This is a genomic window from Mycobacteroides chelonae CCUG 47445 (genome assembly GCF_001632805.1).
GTDB lineage: Bacteria > Actinomycetota > Actinomycetes > Mycobacteriales > Mycobacteriaceae > Mycobacterium > Mycobacterium chelonae.
In genome coordinates this window covers 3,293,826-3,309,924 of record NZ_CP007220.1, presented here as the reverse complement: position 1 = coordinate 3,309,924, position 16,099 = coordinate 3,293,826, and the positions used below count along the sequence as shown (strand labels likewise).

Below are 16,099 nucleotides of genomic sequence, written 5' to 3'. Positions count from 1 at the left end.
ATCCCAATATATGGGATTTGCTAACTGGCCGTCGCGAGCTTGTCGTGCTGCCGGTAGGTGCGATCGCCCCCGGTCTGCGCCATGCCGCGCGAGACGATCTGACGCCGCGCAAAGTGACCGAATTCCTCACTGATGCGGGTCATACCTGGCAACACGTTGCGGCGTTCGAAGAACCAATTGACCACCGACGTCCCCAGCACCGCGGCCTGCATCGACTTGCTGTCGATAAGCCCCAGGTGATCGGCATGTGTCTTGCCGAGGATGAGGCGGCTGTAGGACGAAAGATAGGCGCGGGAAAGCCGCATGAACGCGGGTTCGTCCGGCATGGACCGGTGTAGCGCCTGCGTCAGCGAGTATGAGTCCTCGTCGGGCAGGAACTCGGTATCGGCCTCCAGCCAGAACAACCGCCAGGTGTCCTCCTCGCTGGTGGGTACGAGTTCGGGGTGAATTCCCATGAGCTGCCCGACATATCGCCAGAAATGGAAGACCGCCTCGCGCTCAGTGTCCGAGAAACTCATGCCCATGGCCTGGCATCCCGCCAGATTGGCCAGCGAGAAGAGCATCAGCGTCCCCGCCAGCTGGATCTGGTTGATCGGGGTGTCCCAGTTCTCGTAGTCCCAGTCATCGCGCCGGTTCATGGCGCCGCGAACCAGCGCGTGCATGAGACGGACTCGAGACACTCCCTTGAAACCGGTGGCGAATCGCTCGAGTCCACCGGGAGAGGTGACATCGATGAGCCATTGCGCCGTCTCGTGCAGCCGGCGCGGGGCCGCGGCCTGCAGATTCAGATTGCCGGTACCGACCAGGGGTTTGTCGGCGCGGGACGAGAGATAGCCCCCGGTGAGGGCTAGGCCGGGCAGTGCCAGGCCCAGGCCCACCACTCCGGTGCGCATGCTGACCCGCGCGGCCAGCTCAAGCTTCGCGTCGTCGAGCCAATACGGCCGGGCATCGACCTGTGTGAAGAACGCGACGAGTTCCTCGGGGGGATTGTCGACCGATTCGATGCCGGACTCCAATGCCATCTCGAACATCCGTCGCCCCTGGCCTGCCGGGAAACGCGCGAACATCGCGACCACTGCATCGGCGAGTGGGTCGCCGACGTGTGCGTACTGACGGAAGGTCTCCCGCTGCTCAGCGGTCGCGCGGATGTCCCGTCCGGCCAGGAAGCGCGTGAACACGTTGAACGGGAACTCGCGAAGCTGCGGCGGGTTGGGGAGCTTCTGCCAGCTCGAAGCCATGAATGAGGTCCTTTCCTCGTTGAACGGGCCATCTGGTGACGATTCTCACCATCTGGTGAGAATCATCACCAGAAAATGCCGTGAGGTCAAGGACCAAAGTGCGACAATCGGCGGATGCCATCCCGGACCTATGGCGGTGCCACTTCCGGTGAGCGACGCGCACGACGACGCGCGGCGCTCCTGGACGCCGCGTTGGATCTGGTCGCCGGTGGCGGCGTGAAGGGGCTGACGGTGCGCGGCGTATGTGCCGAGGCCCGGCTCAACGATCGGTATTTCTACGAGAGCTTCCGCAGCACCGATGAGTTGGTGCTCGCGATGCTCGATGAACAGATGCTGGCGGGATCGGCCGCCATCATCGAGGCCATCGCGAAGAGCTCGACGTCGAAGGATCCGGTGGTACGTACCCGTGCGGCCATCGGTAGCGGCTTGCGATTTCTCACCGCCGACCCGCGTCGGGGCAGGCTGCTGGTGGAATCGCAGGCCACCGAGGGGTTGGCGGCCCGCCGCCGCGATCTGGTCAAGACGCTGGCACAGGTGATGGCCGATCAGGGCCGCGTGCTGCTTCCCGCCGACGATGCGCTGGACCCCGATCTGGACCTGGCCACCTTCACCCTGGTGTCCGGCGGACTGGACTTGGTCACCACGTGGTTTCGTGGGGAACTCGATATCACCCATGACCGGTTGGAGGACTTTCTGGTGGCGTTGGTCACTCGCGCCAACATCCGGGAGGACCAACGTGAGGATGCCGAGGAAGGTGCAAAGCCCGGCAACTAGGCTCATGTAAATGCGCCTAGGACGTATTGCCAGCCCAGATGGTGTCGCCTTCGTCAGTATCGAGGGAGATGACGGCACCGAGACCGCCCGGGAGATCGCCGAGCATCCCTTCGGGACGCCCACTTTCACCGGGCGCCAGTGGCCGCTCGCCGACGTCAGGCTGCTGGCGCCGATTCTGGCCAGCAAGGTGGTGGCCATGGGCAAGAACTACGCCGCCCATGCCGCCGAGATGGGTGGTGCCCCACCGGAGTCGCCGGTGATCTTCATCAAGCCCAACACCTCGATCATTGGTCCGGGTCTGCCGATTCAGCTGCCGCCCAGCGCATCCGAGGTCCACCACGAGGGAGAGTTGGCGATCGTGATCGGCCGGCCGTGCAAGGACGTCCCCGCCTCCCGGGCGGCCGAGGTCATTCTGGGGTACACGATCGGCAACGACGTCTCCGCGCGCGATCACCAGCGTGCCGACGGGCAGTGGACACGAGCCAAGGGCCACGACACGTTCTGCCCGCTGGGGCCGTGGATTGTCACTGATCTTGATCCCTCGGATCTGGCCATCCGCACCGAGGTCAATGGCGAAGTCCGGCAGAGCAGCCGAACCTCGTTGCTATTGCACGATGTCGGCACGATCGTGGAGTGGGTGTCGGCAGTGATGACCCTGCTGCCCGGCGACGTGATCCTTACCGGAACACCCGAGGGCGTCGGCCCCATCGTCGACGGAGATACCGTGAGCGTCACCATCGAAGGTATCGGCACCTTGTCCAATCCTGTTGTGCGGAAGGCGAAGTAACAATGAGTGACACCACTGGATCTAGCAAGGTCCGGGTACGTTTCTGCCCTTCGCCGACCGGTACCCCGCATGTCGGATTGATTCGGACCGCGCTGTTCAACTGGGCCTATGCGCGACACTGCGGAGGCGACTTCGTATTCCGTATCGAGGACACCGATGCGGGCCGCGACAGCGAGGAGAGCTATCTGGCGATCCTGGACGCCCTGCGGTGGCTAGGCCTGGACTGGGACGAGGGGCCCGAGATCGGTGGGCCGTACGCGCCGTACCGGCAGTCGCAGCGCAAGGAGCTGCACCTCGAGGTGGTGCGCAAGCTGCTGGCGGCGGGGGAGGCCTACGAGTCGTTCTCCACGCCGGAGGAAGTGGAGGCGCGCCATCTGGCCGCGGGCCGCAATCCAAAGCTCGGATACGACAATTACGACCGCGACCTCACCGATGAGCAGCGTGCGGCGTTCCACGCGGAAGGTCGCAACCCTGTTGTCCGACTGCGGATGCCCGATCACGACATCACCTGGAACGACCTGGTGCGTGGGGAGACCACGTTCGCCGCGGGTGTGGTGCCCGACTTCGCGCTGACCCGTGGTAACGGAGATCCGTTGTACACGTTGGTGAACCCCGTCGACGACGCGTTGATGAAAATCACTCACGTGCTGCGCGGTGAGGATCTGCTGCCGTCGACACCGCGCCAGATCGCCCTGTATGAGGCCATGATCCGGATCGGAGTCGCCGACTCGATACCGGTGTTCGCGCACCTGCCGTCGGTGCTCGGCGAGGGCACCAAGAAGCTGTCCAAGCGCGATCCGCAGTCCAACCTGTTCCTGCACCGCGACCGCGGGTTCATCCCCGAGGGGCTGCTGAATTACCTTGCCCTGCTGGGATGGTCGATAGCCGACGATCACGACATCTTCAGCCTGTCGGAGATGGTCGCCGCCTTCGACGTCGCCAACGTCAACTCGAATCCGGCGCGATTCGATCAGAAGAAGGCCGACGCCATCAACGCCGAGCACATCCGGCTGTTGGCCCCGGAGGAGTTCGTGGCACGGCTGCAGACCTTCTTTGCCGCCCATGGGTACGAGCTCGGATTGGAGGACAGCGCTTTCGCGGTGGCGGCAGATCTGGTGCAGACGCGGGTTGTGGTGCTGGGCGACGCCTGGGGGCTGCTGAAGTTCCTCAACGACGATGTCTATGCCATCGATCCGGGATCGGCCCGTAAGGAACTGGGGGAGGGCTCGCTGCCGGTGCTGGATGCGGCGATCGGTGCGCTGGAGTCCGTCGACGCCTGGACCACACTTGCGATCGAAGAGGCGCTCAAGGGCGCGCTCATCGAGGGGCTCGAACTCAAACCCCGGAAGGCGTTCGGGCCGCTGCGTGTCGCCGTCACCGGTGCGACGGTGAGCCCGCCGCTGTTCGAATCTATGGAATTGCTGGGTTCCGAACGCACCCTGCAGCGGCTGCGAAACGCTCGGACCTGGGAAAATGAGGTAGAGGGCCAAACCGATTCGGGTTAATCGCCCTTGGTTTGGTAGTCTGCTCGTCGGCTCCAAAGTCCGCTGTCAGCGCGCTGACCTGCGGTTCTGCGAGGCCAATGGGGTATGGTGTAATTGGCAACACAGCGGTTTCTGGTACCGCCATTCTAGGTTCGAGTCCTGGTACCCCAGCGCAAATCATTTGCACGACAAGTGATTTGGTGTGATGCATACCGGTGAGCTAGACTGTCAAGTCTGCGCGCCACGCGCGTTGCACGGAAATGTTCTAGCCCCCGTCGTCTAGCGGCCTAGGACGCCGCCCTCTCACGGCGGTAGCGTGGGTTCGAATCCCATCGGGGGTACCAGCTCTTTTCTGAAACTAGCGCCAGCTCTCGGCGCGGTAATCACCCAACATCCGCAATGCCTCCTCGGTCAGCTCCGGATGACGATGACGCAGGGTCCAGATCACAAATTTGCGTGCTTGATGCGCGCCGGTCTTCGCGACGTCCACCTCGATGTCGAGGGTCTCGGCGCACAATTCACGGATCCGGTCGCCCTGCTCTCCGGTCACCTCGCCGGAACCGAGGTGGTGGACCAGCGCATCGCTCAATGGTCGCTTGATCTTCTTATGACGTAGACCCTCACGGAAGGAGTCGAACGCCTCGCGCGCGAGCCGGCCCACCGCCGTGCCTACTGCTGCGGCGCCGTCGACCCACCCACAGGCATTGCGGGCATGTCGAGCTTGCGGTGATCCCAGGACCGAATGCGGGTAGGGCGCACCCGCACCGCGATGCGCTTGTTGAGCATCGTCTCGACAAATGGCTTCATTTCTTCGGTGTACGGGGCGGTGTACCGCTCGAAGACGCTGATGCCCACCTGGAAAAGCTTGTCCGGGTCCTCGACGATCTCTGCCTGGCCCTCGATCGCCACGCCGCGCAGAGTGTCGTAGGTGAGTCCGTCCTCGATGAGGCATGTGATGGTGGGGTTGCGCTTGAGGTTGACCACCTTCTGCGACTTGGCCTTGGTCTCGAACCACAGCTCGCCGTCGATCACCGCGTACCACATGGCCACCAGGTGCGGCTGTCCGTCGGCGCCGATGGTCGCCATGGTGGTGTTGCGTGAGTTGTTGATGAACGCGGTGATCTCTTCGTCAGACATGACGATCTGCGAGCGCTGATTGGTTCCCATCTTCGGAGCTTAAAGCCGGGCTGTTATCGCCTCTGATGCGGCCACGAGATCGGCGGCCCAGCGAGCGCCTGGCCGCCGGCCCATCCGATCGATGGGGCCGGAAACCGATATCGCCGCAACGACATTGCCATGCCGGTCGCGAACGGGCGCCGACACACTGGCGACTCCCGCCTCCCGTTCGGCGGCGCTTTGTGCCCAACCGCGCTTGCGTACATCGGCAAGAGCACGCTCGGTGAATGTCGCTCCGGGCAGCACCGCGGCCTGGGTGGCGGTGTCGCTGTGGGCAAGCAGAACTTTGGCGCCCGACCCGGCGGACATGGGCAGGCGTGATCCGACCGGCACGGTATCGCGAAGCCCCGCTGGTGGTTCGAGTGCCGCCACGCAGATGCGGACGGTGCCTTCCCGGCGGTAGAGCTGCACGCTCTCGCCGGTGATCTCACGCAGTTTCGGCAGCACCTGGGTGCTGGCGCTGAGCAGCGGATCGTTGACATGTGCGGCGAGCTCGGTCAGCCCGGCGCCGAGCTGCCATTGCCCATCACCGTCACGGGACAGGAGTCGGTGGACTTCCAGCCCTGCTGCCAGCCGGTGGGCTGTGGCCCGGGGGAGCCCGGTGCGCTCGCACAATTCCGCCAGCCCGCAGGGGGAGTCGCCGATGGCCGTCAGGACCTGCACCGCTTTGTCGAGGACGCCGATACCGCTATGCTGTCTCACGGAACGATACTAGCGTTCCAAATAATGAGACGCAATGAGCACGGAGCCAATGATGACTAGTGTCCAACAGCCCCGGACCCTGGCAGAGAAGGTCTGGGACTCCCACGTAGTGGTACGCGGAACCGGTGAGGGTGAGGCCCGAGAGCCAGACCTCATCTATATCGATCTCCATTTGGTGCACGAGGTGACCAGCCCACAGGCCTTCGACGGCCTGCGGCTCGCCGGGCGCCAGGTGCGCCGGCCGGATCTGACGATCGCGACCGAAGACCACAATGTGCCGACGATTGACATCGACAAGCCGATCGCCGATCCGGTGTCGCGCACTCAGGTGGAAACGCTGCGGCGCAACTGCCAGGAATTCGGCATCCGCCTGCACCCGATGGGAGACGCCGAACAGGGCATCGTGCACGTGGTCGGTCCGCAGCTGGGCTTGACCCAGCCGGGCACCACAGTCGTGTGCGGCGACAGCCATACCTCTACACATGGGGCATTTGGCGCACTGGCGATGGGTATCGGGACCTCCGAGGTCGAGCACGTGATGGCCACGCAGACCTTGCCACTGAGGCCCTTTCGGACCATGGCCATCAACATCGACGGCCCCCTGCCGACGGGCGTCACCAGCAAGGACGTCATTTTGGCGGTGATCGCCAAGATTGGCACCGGCGGCGGCCAGGGCTATGTCCTGGAGTACCGCGGGCAGGCCGTCGAAGAGATGTCGATGGAGGCCCGAATGACTATGTGCAATATGTCCATTGAGGCAGGTGCGCGGGCGGGCATGGTCGCGCCCGACGAGACGACATATGCGTATCTGAAGGGTCGTCCGCACGCCCCCGAGGGGGAGCTGTGGGATGCCGCTGTGGCCGAATGGGACTCGCTGCGCACGGACGATGGCGCTCAGTTCGACGCCGAAGTGCACATCGAGGCCAGTACTTTGACGCCTTTCGTCACCTGGGGCACCAATCCGGGACAGGGAGTGCCCCTGAGCGCGGACGTGCCTGATCCGGAGCTGATGGCCGATGAGGAGGAGCGGCTGGCGGCCGAGAAGGCGCTGACCTATATGGATCTCACCCCGGGTACCCCGATGCGTGAGATCCCGGTGGACACCGTGTTCGTGGGGTCCTGCACCAACGGGCGGATCGAGGATCTGCGCGCTGTGGCCGACGTACTGCGGGACCAGAAGGTGGCCGAGGGGGTCACCATGCTCATTGTTCCCGGCTCGATGCGGGTGCGTGCGCAGGCCGAATCCGAGGGACTGGGTGAGATTTTCACGGCCGCGGGCGCTCAATGGCGCCAGGCGGGGTGTTCTATGTGTCTGGGGATGAACCCTGACCAGTTGTCTCCCGGGCAGCGGTGCGCGTCGACCTCGAACCGGAATTTCGAGGGCCGCCAGGGTAAGGGCGGCCGAACCCACTTGGTGTCACCGGCCGTCGCCGCGGCCACGGCGGTGCGGGGAAAGCTCTCATCGCCAGCTGATTTGGCAAAATCCGTAAAATAGGCACCTGCCAAAAGGCACAGAGAGGAAATAGTGGAGGCATTCGACACTCACACCGGAATTGGTGTGCCGCTGCGTCGTTCTAACGTCGATACCGATCAGATCATCCCGGCGGTGTACCTCAAGCGTGTCACCCGAACGGGTTTCGAGGACGGTCTCTTCGCCGGTTGGCGTGCCGATCCCTCGTTCATTCTGAATCAGGAGCCGTTCAACCGGGGCAGCGTGCTTGTCGCCGGGCCCGATTTCGGCACCGGATCGTCCCGCGAGCACGCCGTGTGGGCCTTGATGGACTACGGATTTCGAGTAGTACTGTCGTCCCGTTTCGGAGACATCTTCCGGGGCAACGCCGGTAAGGCCGGTCTGGTCGCCGGACTGGTGGATCAGTCCAACATCGAGCTGCTGTGGAAACTGATCGAGCAGAATCCCGGTTTGGAACTCACTGTGAATCTTGACGATCGGACAGTGACCGCCGGAACGGCGGTGGTGCCGTTTGAGATTGACGACTACACCAGGTGGCGGCTGCTCGAAGGACTGGACGATATAGGCCTTACGCTGCGAAAAGTCGACGAAATCGAAGCTTTCGAGGCATCCCGGCCGGAGTTCAAACCCCGTACTTTGGAGCCCTCCGAGTAGCTGATTGGGCGCCCTTGGGGGCCAAGGGCATTCCTTTTAGGTCGGCAAAAGGCTTAGAGAATTTTGCCGAAATTACGCGTGGCACTTGGAAATCAGGTGCAGTTGGGTTTACCGTGTTCGAAGTCGGTTCAAAGTGGACCACTGGCTTCGGAGGGTTTTACATGAACAAAGCAGAGCTCATCGACGTTCTGACACAGAAATTGGGCTCGGATCGCCGGCAAGCCACCGCCGCGGTGGAGCACGTCGTCGACACCATCGTTCGCACCGTGCATAAGGGTGAGAGCGTGACCATCACCGGTTTTGGCGTTTTCGAGCAGCGTCGCCGCGCCGCACGTGTCGCCCGCAACCCGCGTACCGGTGAGACCGTCAAGGTGAAGCCGACGTCGGTTCCGACGTTCCGTCCCGGTGCACAGTTCAAGGCGGTTGTCTCTGGCTCGCAGAAGCTTCCGGCCGACGGTCCCGCTGTGAAGCGTGGCTCCACCGCCGCCCCGGCGAAGCGTGCCGCCGCCAAGAAGGCAGCCCCGGCCAAGAAGGCTCCCGCCAAGAAGGCCGCCCCGGTCAAGAAGGCTGCTCCCGCCAAGAAGGCGCCCGTGAAGAAGGCAGTCGCCGTTAAGAAGGCTGCTCCCGTCAAGAAGGCCGTGACCAAGGCTCCTGCCAAGAAGGCTGCGACCAAGGCTCCCGCCAAGAAGGCTCCCGCCAAGAAGGCTCCGGCCAAGAAGGGCCGCAAGTAGTTTCAAGACAACATCGGGTCCCACCTCAGGGTGGGGCCCGATGTTGCTTTTGGGGGCAGTGTTGGCGGCTAGCCGCCGGTAGGCAGCGGGCTGTCCAGATGGTCTGCGGCCAGCAGTTTCTGGCCATGCATCGACAGCACCCACATGCTGCCCTTACGGTTACGTGACTTATCGGGGCGGACACCGTCGCGATCTGCCCACCATTGGATGAGATCTGGGATGACCCGTCCCTGAGTGCATACCACCCTGATGCCGTCCGATCCGGCGATTTCGAGAATCCTGCGATGTGCACGCTTTCGATCAGCCCAGTAGGCCTCTTCACTGAGTGCGGGCTCGCTATAGATCACCGTGTTCAGTTCTTCGGCAAGCGGTTCGACGGTCTGCCGGCAGCGCAATCGATCGGCAGCGTGAATGGCGCTAGCGCCGAATGCGAGTAATTGACTGGTAAGCGCTTCGGCCTGGGCGCGGCCTTTCTTGTCCAACGGACGCAGCGTGTCATCGCCGGAATAGCGTTCCTTTCGCCCCGCTTTTCCGTGGCGCACAATGATCAATGTCCGAGTGTCAATTTCGTGCTTTGCGAGATTTCGCAGCACTTTCCGATCAACGGCGTAGCTGACCGTTTTGATCGCCCGCGCCACCGACAGCCACTGAATCTCATCGACTTCATTGTTGGCTTCAAACTTCCCGTCCAAAGCTTGTGCCGCCCAATATCTGACGCGTTTGGTTCCCTGGGCCACCGGGTAACTCACCGATGGCAATCGTCTGCCGAGCCGGGCGCTGAATCCGGTCTCCTCGGCGATCTCACGGACGGCAGCGATGGCCGCCGTCTCACCGGGGTCGAGCTTGCCCTTCGGCAATGACCAATCGTCGTACCGTGGTCTGTGCACCAGCGCCACTTCGATGGCTCCGGCAGTGTCTTCCTTGTACCGCCAGAGTGCGGCTCCGGCAGCAAGGACCGCAGCACCGGTCCGCGTCGTCGGATCGGGCACGAAAGCTCCTTCGGGGGAGAGTTGTTCAGCCGGAAGAACCTGGGCTAGCTCAGGTATGCGAGCGGTGCCGTTTCATCATTTCGACCTGATGGTCGCGCACCTCCTCGCCGTCCGCAGGCGAGGCCAACCACTGACCATCGGACTGCAGCTCCCAGCAGCGGGTCCGGGAGTCCAACGCGGAGGTGAACATATCGTCGAGCTGTGCGGTGAGCTTCGGATCGGTGACGCGTGCAAGCACCTCGACCCGTCGGTCCAGATTACGATGCATCATGTCGGCGCTGCCGATCCAGAATTCATCGATGGCGTTGAAGTGAATGATGCGCGAATGTTCAAGGAACCGGCCGAGAATGGATCGCACCGTGACGTTGCCGGAGAACTCCGGAACGCCAGGTCGCAACGCGCAGATCCCGCGCACCACCACCTCGACGGGAACACCGGCCTGCGATGCCCGGTACAGCGCATCGATGACCTGCTCGTCCACCAACGCGTTCATTTTCATTCGGATGCGAGCATCCTGCCCGGCCCGATGAGCTGCGATCTCCTGGTCGATGCGGTCGATGATCCCCGCGCGAATTCCGTGCGGTGCCACTAACAGGTTGCGGTAGGACACCTTCCGTGAATACCCGGTGAGCGAGTTGAACAGGTCGGTGAGGTCCGCGCCGATCTCCGGCGCGCTGGTCAGCAGGCCGACGTCCTCATAGAGCCGGGCGGTTTTCGGGTTGTAGTTTCCGGTACCGATATGGCAGTACCGGCGGATGGCGGACCCCTCGCGGCGCACTACCAGTGCGGTCTTGCAATGCGTCTTCAGGCCGATCAAGCCGTAGACCACGTGCACGCCGGCATCTTCCAGGGCTCGGGCCCACTTGATATTGGCCTGCTCGTCGAAGCGCGCCTTGATCTCGACGAGGGCGACCACCTGCTTACCGGCCTCGGCGGCGTCGATAAGCGAATTGACGATGGGCGAGTCGCCGGAGGTGCGGTACAGCGTCTGTTTGATGGCCAGGACCTGTGGGTCGGCCGCCGCCTGCTCGATAAACCGTTGCACGCTGGTGGAAAACGAGTCGTAGGGATGATGAACAAGCACATCACCGTCGCGCAGGGTGGAGAAGATGCTCTTGGGGGTCTCGCCCTGACCGAACGCGGGGTGGGTTGCCGGGACGAACGTGGGGTCCTTGAGCGCGGGACGGTCCACGCCATAAACCTGCCACAAGCAGGACAAGTCGAGCAGGCCTGGTACCTGCACCACATCACCGGGATTCACATCCAGCTCGCGCAAGAGCAGCTCGAGCATGTGCTCGGTCATATCGTCGGCGACCTCGAGCCGAACCGGTGAGCCGAACCGGCGACGAGCCAACTCACGTTCCAGTGCCTGCAGAAGATCTTCGTCCCGGTCTTCCTCGACCTCGAAATCCGCGTTCCGTGTGATGCGGAATGCATGGTGCTCCACGACTTCCAGACCCGGGAACAGCGCCGACAGATGCGCGGCGATGAGTTCTTCCATGGGAAGGAAGCGGGCGGTGTGGGCCGCCTGCGCGGCCTCGGCGCCCTCCGGACTGCGCAGCCTGACGAATCGATCGACGTTGTCAGGCACCTTGATTCGGGCGAAGTGCTGGCCACCTGTCTCGGGAACCTGGACGGTGATCGCGAGATTCAGGCTCAGGCCCGATATATAAGGGAACGGATGCGCCGGGTCGACGGCCAATGGGGTCAGCACCGGAAAGACCTGGTCGGTGAAATACGAGGAAAGGTAACTGCGCTCGTTCTCCGACAGGTCCGCCCAGGTGACGACGAAAATGCCGTTCTCGGCGAGTTCGGGCCGTACCGACTCGCTGAATACCCGGGCGTGCTGGACGGAGATCTCCTGCGTGCGCTCACCAATCAGTTTCAACTGCTCACGCGGCGACAGGCCGTCGGCCGAACGCACCGACAGGCCGGTCTCGTCGCGGCGTTTCAGGCCGGCGACGCGGACCATGTAGAACTCGTCCAGATTGGACGCGAAGATCGCCAGGAACTTGGCGCGCTCCAGGATGGGCAGTGATTCGTCGGCGGCCAGGGCGAGCACGCGCGTGTTGAAGTCCAGCCACGAGAGCTCCCGGTTGAGATACCGATCTTCGGGCAGCTCCTCACCCGACGCGATCGTGGTTGCGGCCGGGGGAACGCTGGGTGTGGTCACCCTTGTGATCATAGGGTTATCGGCCCGACTCAGAGCGGCAGCGCTGCCCCCAGTTCGCGGGCCGCGCTCAGATCTTCCGGGGTGTCCACATCACAGCGCAAGCCGGGCCAATCGCCAGTGAGTTCGACGGCCCCCGAATCCCGGTGTCGCCGTGCCGAATCGATTCCGAACAGCGGATTCAGCTCGCCATCGGTGCTGAACAGCGCCGCCGTGCCGGTGCCGTGCCGGTCGGCGACGAAGCTGCGCGAATGGCTGCGGGCCGCCTCCATCGCGGCCGCGAATTCCTGAGCCGTCACCGCAGGAAGGTCGGCCTGCAACACAACAAGATTCGGAGAAGCCGCCCGCAGCTGGGTCGCGGCGCTGCGCAACGCGTTGTTCAGCGGGTCGGGGTGGCCCTCAGGGGTGTCATCGAAGATGAACCGGGCCCCGGCCTCGCCGGCCGCCGCCTTGGCCGCGGGATCGGGGCTGATCACCGCCACGGTTGGGGCGGCGGAGAAGGCCACCGAGATGGCGTGCGTCAGCATGCCCAGCACCAACCGTTCCCGCTCAGGTGCGGGCAGCGACGGCGCCAGGCGGCTCTTCGCGGTCGCCAAGTTCTTGACCGCGATGATCACGCCGAAGTCCGTGCCAGCCTGTCTGCCCACGTACTCCATGGTGCCAGCCCCGACTAGGGTGTCTGCCATGGCCACGGCTGCGGTGATGGGTGCTGGTTCCTGGGGGACCGCGTTGGGCAAGGTGCTTGCCGACGCCGGACACGATGTGCGGTTGTGGGCACGCCGATCCGAACTAGCCGATGAGATCAATGCGACGCACCGGAACTCGGTGTACCTCAGCGATGTGGATCTGCCCGCGTCGATAGTCGCCACGGGAGTGGCCGAAGAGGCCCTGCAGGGCGCCGACCTGGTGCTGTTGGCAGTACCGTCGCAGTCTCTGCGCGCCAACCTGACCCCTTGGGCCGACCTCATCGAACCCGGATCCTCGGTGGTGAGCCTGGCCAAGGGCATCGAGGTCGGCACGCTCATGCGGATGAGTCAGGTCGTCACTCAGGTGCTGGGCACCGATCCGAGCCGGGTTGCCGTGCTGACCGGCCCGAATCTGGCCAGCGAGATCGCGGCGGGCCAGCCCGCCGCCACCGTCATCGGGTGCACCGACTCGACCAGGGCCGTGGCCCTGCAGCGCGCCTTCTCCACGCGTTACTTCCGCCCGTACACCAACGCCGATGTCGTCGGCTGCGAGGTGGGGGGTGCGTGCAAGAACGTGATCGCCCTGAGCTGCGGCATGGCCGCCGGAGTCGGGTTGGGGGAGAACACGATAGCCACCATCATCACGCGCGGTCTGGCCGAGATCACCCGGCTGGGGCTGGCACTGGGCGCCAGCCACACCACGCTTGCGGGTCTGGCGGGGGTCGGCGACCTGGTGGCCACCTGCACCTCGACGCATTCGCGAAACCGGACCTTCGGCATGCGGCTGGGCAGCGGTGAGACGCTGCAGGAGGCACGTAACGCCGCCGGCGGTAGGGTCGCGGAGGGAGTCACCTCCTGTGAGTCCATCTTGGCGTTGGCATCGAGCTATGACGTCGAGATGCCGCTCACCGAAGCTGTTCATGGCGTCTGTCATCGCGGACTGAGCGTCACCGATGCCGTCGCCCAGTTGTTAGGGCGCAGTACCAAACCGGAGTAAACACATGCCAGAGCCAGGGATATCGACCCGGGCCGTTGTGGCCGCCACCGCCGAACCTGTTGCCGGGCAACCTTTTCTCGCGGGGCCGGTGTTCGCCTCCGCTTATCACCTGCCGGTGCCCGAGGATGATTCTCTGGACACGTACGGGCGTGCGTCCAATCCCAGTTGGCGACAATGGGAATCGGGTCTGGCGGCGCTGGAGCGCGCCGATAACGCGCTCGTGTTCGGCTCGGGCATGGGGGCGATCGCCTCGACGTTACGTGCGCTGGTTCGCCCCGGCCAGACGCTGGTGGTCCCGGAGGACGGTTATTATCAGACGCGGCGCTATGCCACGGAAAACCTTGCAGCGCTGGGTATTAACGTAATCGCTGCCAAGTCGGATGAGATCGTGGCCGCCGCTGCGCAGGCCGATGTGGTGGTGGCGGAGACCCCCTCCAACCCGCGCCTGGATGTGGTGGACCTGACCCTGCTGGCCCGTGAGACACACGCACACGGTGGAGTGCTGGTCGTGGACAACACCACAGCCACCCCGATGGGCCAGCTGCCGCTGGAGTTGGGCGCCGACCTGGTGGTCGCGAGCGCGACGAAGGCGCTTTCCGGTCACAGTGACCTGATCGCCGGGTACGTCGCGGGGTCGCGTGAGGATCTGCTGTCGGCCGTCTTACAGGAACGATCGCGCGCCGGGGCGATCCTGGGCCCGTTCGAGGCCTGGCTGGGAGCGCGCAGCCTCGCGACCGCCGGGTTACGGTTCGAACGCCAGTGCCAGAACGCTCTTGCACTGGCGACGATGCTGGGTGAGCACCCCAATGTGGTGTCGGTGCGGTACCCCGGGCTTGCGGGCGATCCCTCCCATCCCGTGGCGTCCGCTCAGATGAGCAGGTTCGGCTCCCTCGTCTCGATCGAACTGGCCAGTGCCGACGCCGTGCATGCGCTGGTGCGTGCCAGCGAGCTATTGGCCGCCTCGACGAGTTTTGGTGGCGTGCACACCTCGGTGGATCGCCGGGCGCGCTGGGGTGACGCGGTTCCAGACGGATTCGCGCGGATCTCCCTGGGCATCGAGGACACCGACGATCTGCTGGCCGACATTGAGACCGCGCTCGCAGCCGGTACGGTCTGACACTGTGAACGACTCCCGGATCAAGGTCGCGCTCGTGTTCGGCGGACGCAGTAGTGAGCACGCGATTTCCTGCGTGTCCGCCGGCAGCGTTCTGCGCAACCTCGACCAGGACGCGTACGAGGTGGTGGCGGTCGGTGTCACCCCCGAAGGTGGCTGGGTGCTGACCGATGGCGACCCGGCGCAGCTGGCGATCAGCGACCGCACGCTGCCGCAGGTCACCGACGCTTCCGGTACCGAGCTGTTGCTCGCCACCGATCCGCGTCGCGCGGGCCAATTGGTCAACGTTGATTCGAGCGCCGCAGGACAGGTGCTGGCCTCCGTGGACGTGGTGTTCCCGGTGCTGCACGGTCCCTACGGCGAGGACGGCACCATTCAGGGTCTGCTGGAGCTGGCCGGGGTGCCCTATGTGGGCGCGGGCGTGCTGGCGAGCGCGGCCGGTATGGACAAGGAATTCACCAAGAAACTGCTGGCCGCTGAGGGACTCCCCATCGGCAAGTACGTCGTGATCCGTCCGCGTGATGCCACGCTGACCGCGGATCAGCGCGAGGACCTGGGACTGCCGGTGTTCGTCAAGCCTGCCCGGGCGGGATCGTCATTCGGTGTCTCCCGCGTCACCGCGTGGGAGGAACTGCCTGCCGCGATTGACCATGCGCGCCAGTTCGACCCCAAGGTGATCGTCGAGGCCGCCATCGTCGGACGCGAACTCGAGTGCGGGGTGCTGGAGTTCCCCGACGGAGACATCCGTGGCAGCGTGCTTGGTGAGATTCGGGTCGAGGGCGTCTATGAGGCTGAGACGGGTGCGGCCGCTTTCTATGACTTCGAGACCAAATACCTGGATGACACCGCCGAATTGGACGTGCCTGCCAAGGTTGACGACGAGGTGAGCGATCAAATCCGCGAGCTGGCGGTGGCGGCGTTCCGGGCGATCGATTGCCAGGGTCTGGCCCGGGTGGACTTCTTCCTCACCGAGGACGGCCCGCTGATCAACGAGATCAACACCATGCCCGGATTCACCACGATTTCGATGTACCCCCGGATGTGGGCGGCCACCGGTGTCGACTACCCGGCACTCCTGGATGCGATGGTGCGCACCGCGCTGGCGCGGGGAACTGGCCTGCGCTGA

General features: G+C 64.3%; 16 protein-coding genes and 2 tRNA genes. 11 read left to right on the top strand and 7 right to left on the bottom strand.

All coding sequences use genetic code 11. From position 1 onward, the window contains the following. Nucleotides 1-20: 20 nt before the first annotated feature. Nucleotides 21-1,238, bottom strand: a complete 1,218-nt coding sequence (locus BB28_RS16315; protein ID WP_046254251.1) for an oxygenase MpaB family protein — start codon at nucleotides 1,236-1,238, stop codon at nucleotides 21-23. Nucleotides 1,239-1,352: 114 nt separating this feature from the next. On the opposite strand from BB28_RS16315, the gene BB28_RS16310 reads away from it, so the two are divergent. The 5 genes from BB28_RS16310 to BB28_RS16290 all read left to right on the top strand — a co-directional run bounded on the left by BB28_RS16310 (nucleotide 1,353) and on the right by BB28_RS16290 (nucleotide 4,627). Beyond that, the gene (locus tag BB28_RS16310; protein ID WP_030094103.1) at nucleotides 1,353-2,012 is read left to right on the top strand and encodes a TetR/AcrR family transcriptional regulator; all 660 of its coding nucleotides are present in this window, start codon (nucleotides 1,353-1,355) and stop codon (nucleotides 2,010-2,012) included. Between the two features lie 10 nt (nucleotides 2,013-2,022). Continuing rightward, nucleotides 2,023-2,799 carry a fumarylacetoacetate hydrolase family protein gene (locus BB28_RS16305; RefSeq protein WP_046254250.1) on the top strand — a complete coding sequence of 259 codons (777 nt, stop codon included), beginning with the start codon at nucleotides 2,023-2,025 and terminating at the stop codon, nucleotides 2,797-2,799. A gap of 2 nt (nucleotides 2,800-2,801) precedes the next feature. Continuing rightward, nucleotides 2,802-4,304 carry a glutamate--tRNA ligase gene (gene gltX / locus BB28_RS16300; protein WP_046254249.1) on the top strand — a complete coding sequence of 501 codons (1,503 nt, stop codon included), beginning with the start codon at nucleotides 2,802-2,804 and terminating at the stop codon, nucleotides 4,302-4,304. A gap of 78 nt (nucleotides 4,305-4,382) precedes the next feature. Then, nucleotides 4,383-4,454 (top strand) — tRNA-Gln (locus BB28_RS16295). 97 nt (nucleotides 4,455-4,551) lie between these two features. Next, nucleotides 4,552-4,627: transfer RNA gene (locus BB28_RS16290), tRNA-Glu, on the top strand. A gap of 14 nt (nucleotides 4,628-4,641) precedes the next feature. Here the strand turns inward: BB28_RS16290 and BB28_RS16285 are convergent. The 3 genes from BB28_RS16285 to BB28_RS16275 are packed head-to-tail and all read right to left on the bottom strand — an operon-like array spanning nucleotide 4,642 to nucleotide 6,161. Continuing rightward, nucleotides 4,642-4,944 carry a hypothetical protein gene (locus tag BB28_RS16285; protein WP_046254248.1) on the bottom strand — a complete coding sequence of 101 codons (303 nt, stop codon included), beginning with the start codon at nucleotides 4,942-4,944 and terminating at the stop codon, nucleotides 4,642-4,644. Nucleotides 4,945-4,952: 8 nt separating this feature from the next. Beyond that, nucleotides 4,953-5,450: a pyridoxamine 5'-phosphate oxidase family protein gene (locus tag BB28_RS16280; protein WP_046254247.1), complete on the bottom strand. Its 498-nt coding sequence runs from the start codon at nucleotides 5,448-5,450 to the stop codon at nucleotides 4,953-4,955. 9 nt (nucleotides 5,451-5,459) lie between these two features. Further along, nucleotides 5,460-6,161: an IclR family transcriptional regulator gene (locus tag BB28_RS16275; RefSeq protein ID WP_030094098.1), complete on the bottom strand. Its 702-nt coding sequence runs from the start codon at nucleotides 6,159-6,161 to the stop codon at nucleotides 5,460-5,462. Between the two features lie 49 nt (nucleotides 6,162-6,210). Here BB28_RS16275 and leuC point away from each other — a divergent pair, with 49 nt between their 5' ends. From leuC to BB28_RS16260, 3 genes are all read left to right on the top strand, one after another. After that, nucleotides 6,211-7,656 (top strand): 3-isopropylmalate dehydratase large subunit, encoded by a 1,446-nt coding sequence (gene leuC / locus BB28_RS16270; RefSeq protein WP_191985275.1) that lies wholly within the window; start codon nucleotides 6,211-6,213, stop codon nucleotides 7,654-7,656. A gap of 30 nt (nucleotides 7,657-7,686) precedes the next feature. Continuing rightward, nucleotides 7,687-8,286: a 3-isopropylmalate dehydratase small subunit gene (gene leuD, locus BB28_RS16265; protein ID WP_046254246.1), complete on the top strand. Its 600-nt coding sequence runs from the start codon at nucleotides 7,687-7,689 to the stop codon at nucleotides 8,284-8,286. A 161-nt stretch (nucleotides 8,287-8,447) separates the two neighbouring features. Next, the gene (locus tag BB28_RS16260; protein WP_064393603.1) at nucleotides 8,448-9,017 is read left to right on the top strand and encodes an HU family DNA-binding protein; all 570 of its coding nucleotides are present in this window, start codon (nucleotides 8,448-8,450) and stop codon (nucleotides 9,015-9,017) included. Nucleotides 9,018-9,085: 68 nt separating this feature from the next. On the opposite strand, the gene mutT1 is transcribed toward BB28_RS16260, so the two are convergent. From mutT1 to cofC, 3 genes are read right to left on the bottom strand one after another with little or no spacing between them, the layout of a single operon-like run. Continuing rightward, nucleotides 9,086-10,006 carry an 8-oxo-(d)GTP phosphatase MutT1 gene (gene mutT1, locus BB28_RS16255; protein ID WP_046254244.1) on the bottom strand — a complete coding sequence of 307 codons (921 nt, stop codon included), beginning with the start codon at nucleotides 10,004-10,006 and terminating at the stop codon, nucleotides 9,086-9,088. 49 nt (nucleotides 10,007-10,055) lie between these two features. Then, nucleotides 10,056-12,212: an RNA degradosome polyphosphate kinase gene (locus tag BB28_RS16250; RefSeq protein ID WP_263854233.1), complete on the bottom strand. Its 2,157-nt coding sequence runs from the start codon at nucleotides 12,210-12,212 to the stop codon at nucleotides 10,056-10,058. Further along, nucleotides 12,209-12,832, bottom strand: coding sequence for a 2-phospho-L-lactate guanylyltransferase (cofC, locus tag BB28_RS16245; RefSeq protein WP_046255905.1), 624 nt, complete (start codon nucleotides 12,830-12,832; stop codon nucleotides 12,209-12,211). Before cofC ends, BB28_RS16250 begins: the two co-directional genes overlap by 4 nt. Before the next feature lie 46 nt (nucleotides 12,833-12,878). Here cofC and BB28_RS16240 point away from each other — a divergent pair, with 46 nt between their 5' ends. From BB28_RS16240 to BB28_RS16230, 3 genes are read left to right on the top strand one after another with little or no spacing between them, the layout of a single operon-like run. Beyond that, nucleotides 12,879-13,859, top strand: coding sequence for an NAD(P)H-dependent glycerol-3-phosphate dehydrogenase (locus tag BB28_RS16240; RefSeq protein ID WP_030094091.1), 981 nt, complete (start codon nucleotides 12,879-12,881; stop codon nucleotides 13,857-13,859). Nucleotides 13,860-13,863: 4 nt separating this feature from the next. After that, a complete protein-coding gene (locus BB28_RS16235) occupies nucleotides 13,864-14,976 on the top strand; it encodes a cystathionine gamma-lyase (protein WP_046254242.1) in 1,113 nt (370 codons plus the stop codon). 4 nt (nucleotides 14,977-14,980) lie between these two features. Next, the gene (locus tag BB28_RS16230) at nucleotides 14,981-16,099 is read left to right on the top strand and encodes a D-alanine--D-alanine ligase family protein (RefSeq protein ID WP_046254241.1); all 1,119 of its coding nucleotides are present in this window, start codon (nucleotides 14,981-14,983) and stop codon (nucleotides 16,097-16,099) included.

What these genes read in the sequence shown, in the direction of transcription:
- BB28_RS16315 (WP_046254251.1), bottom strand. Translation starts at nt 1,238, where the DNA reads ATGGCTTCGAGCTGGCAGAAGCTCCCCAACCCGCCGCAGCTTCGCGAG.
- BB28_RS16310 (WP_030094103.1), top strand. Translation starts at nt 1,353, where the DNA reads ATGCCATCCCGGACCTATGGCGGTGCCACTTCCGGTGAGCGACGCGCA.
- BB28_RS16305 (WP_046254250.1), top strand. Translation starts at nt 2,023, where the DNA reads ATGCGCCTAGGACGTATTGCCAGCCCAGATGGTGTCGCCTTCGTCAGT.
- gltX (WP_046254249.1), top strand. Translation starts at nt 2,802, where the DNA reads ATGAGTGACACCACTGGATCTAGCAAGGTCCGGGTACGTTTCTGCCCT.
- BB28_RS16280 (WP_046254247.1), bottom strand. Translation starts at nt 5,450, where the DNA reads ATGGGAACCAATCAGCGCTCGCAGATCGTCATGTCTGACGAAGAGATC.
- leuC (WP_191985275.1), top strand. Translation starts at nt 6,211, where the DNA reads ATGATGACTAGTGTCCAACAGCCCCGGACCCTGGCAGAGAAGGTCTGG.
- BB28_RS16260 (WP_064393603.1), top strand. Translation starts at nt 8,448, where the DNA reads ATGAACAAAGCAGAGCTCATCGACGTTCTGACACAGAAATTGGGCTCG.
- cofC (WP_046255905.1), bottom strand. Translation starts at nt 12,832, where the DNA reads ATGGAGTACGTGGGCAGACAGGCTGGCACGGACTTCGGCGTGATCATC.
- BB28_RS16240 (WP_030094091.1), top strand. Translation starts at nt 12,879, where the DNA reads ATGGGTGCTGGTTCCTGGGGGACCGCGTTGGGCAAGGTGCTTGCCGAC.
- BB28_RS16235 (WP_046254242.1), top strand. Translation starts at nt 13,864, where the DNA reads ATGCCAGAGCCAGGGATATCGACCCGGGCCGTTGTGGCCGCCACCGCC.